At 37.3% G+C, this 1,816-nt stretch carries 2 protein-coding genes; one reads left to right on the top strand and one right to left on the bottom strand.

What is annotated here, in order from left to right; translation table 11 throughout:
- On the top strand, positions 1 to 184 hold a 184-nt coding region (locus tag BW716_RS34885; RefSeq protein ID WP_179091417.1), incomplete at its 5' end, for a transposase.
- On the opposite strand, the gene BW716_RS34880 is transcribed toward BW716_RS34885, so the two are convergent.
- Positions 115 to 1,335, bottom strand: coding sequence for a transposase (locus tag BW716_RS34880; RefSeq protein ID WP_083730653.1), 1,221 nt, complete (start codon positions 1,333 to 1,335; stop codon positions 115 to 117). The two genes, BW716_RS34885 and BW716_RS34880, sit on opposite strands and share 70 nt — an antisense overlap.
- Positions 1,336 to 1,816 lie beyond the last annotated feature (481 nt).

Here is a 1,816-nt window from a genome sequence, read left to right as displayed (position 1 = left end):
AATAGAAATAACTCAGAAACCGCCGACAGTAAAAGGTTTTGTTCCACAAACCGGTAGGTGGCAGGTTGAACGATCATTCGCGTGGCTGAATTTTTTCAGAAGGTTAGATAAGGATCATGAAAGGCTACCTGAATCATCTGTTGCATTCATCCAGGTAGCTTTCATTAATATACTTCTAAAATGAGTCGTTTGGAATTTTAAACATGTTCTTAAATATCTGTTATACCATGCGACTTTAACATTACGCATAGAAAAAGCAGTCTTTTCCTGATGTTTTAACCAAAGCGCACATTTGGCAATGCCAATAGTTGTAAATGCCATATTAAAATGGAAATACAACTTGTTCTTACTTCTAGCCTGACATTCTTCCAATCCTGTATGTTGTTTAGCATCCCGGATGAGAAATTCAATCTGAAACCGTAGACGATAATATTTTAGTATCAATTTGGGGTTAAGTTTGGTATCAGTGCTCATTAGGATCTCGTATTGATCAGTTCCTTTTTTTTCTATGAAAACAATTCTTATCTTTTTCTTCAGTATTGCTGACCAAACAATGCCACTATAATAAACGGCATCATTATCAACGGCAAATTCTCTGATACGGCGTTTATCAATCTGAGCGCAGTTGACTTTTTCTCCATGCGTACGGGGCCTTCCCGGGCCGGGCTTTTGAGCACCATAATAAACATAGCTCAGATTTGCATCCGGGCGCATTTTAGTAATTATATGGAGACCTAGCTCAAATATCGGATTTATGAAATCCTTTTTCATGAAGTATCCATCTACAGCCAAATACTTAACCATGTTTTTCAAAGTGGTTATTTCACTTCGGATGATATCAACATAATGGGCTATCAATTTTATCCCTTTCTCCGCTAGCTCCATCTTGCCAGGTGTCTGCTCTGCTTTTAAAGACATCGCAGTATGCTTTTTCACATCTATTATAGCCAGGCAGCCTACTTCCAGCCCTTTAAGGGCTTTCTGATCTTTCCCACTCCACCATTTACCCAATCCAGGGGTGTGAGTTCCTGATTTTGGTATAAAGGTTGGGTCAAAGGCCGCAATCAAATCATTACTGCAGTTTTTTTGAATTAGCGTCGTATTAAACGCAGGGAAATCAAAATCCTTTTCCATTTGCAACCGGATACTTTTTTCACAATAGTCACCAAACCGGCTAAGGTTTAAGATAGTATACCGTATTGGTAAACATAGCCAAACCTCAAATAATGAAATGATAAATTTGTATTGAGGTTTGGTAATTTTAGGCAATTCATTTAATGTTGCACTAACAAGGTGTTTCACCTTGCCAAAGGCTTTGAGATTGGTACTAGACATACTTACTCATTGCCTTTTTTTTATTTTGGTATTAGAAGAAATGTCTTTTTATTTATCTACATCTTTTTTCCACAGCATCGATGTGGAAAAACTTACCGAACTATTGTTATAATTAACATCCGGTTTATTCCATGCTTCATTCCGGCAGGTCAATTCTTCTAGAATACAATTCATTTACGATTAGCCACCCCATTATCTATTATTGGCAGTAAGCAGCATTTTATCCTTAGAAGAAAAAGAGCGACAAGCATTATTAAAATTGATTTATCCCCTAATGTTATCCAGGTACTCCTGGTTAATCAGGAAAGCTGGATCTAAATAAATACCAGGTAAGTAAAATGATGTAAAACTGCTTCCAGAAATCCTGGCCCGGCAATATTAATTTCACCCCCAGCCTCCAAATATCAGGGCAGAGCCAACCATTTTCATCTATACCAGTGAACTAATGGCAGTACTTTTACTATAGAAGTTGTTTACACTT

The sequence above is a fragment of the [Flexibacter] sp. ATCC 35208 genome (assembly GCF_001975825.1).
GTDB lineage: Bacteria > Bacteroidota > Bacteroidia > Chitinophagales > Chitinophagaceae > Chitinophaga.
Note: the sequence above shows the minus strand (reverse complement) of the source record. Positions and strands in the feature narration are given on the sequence as shown.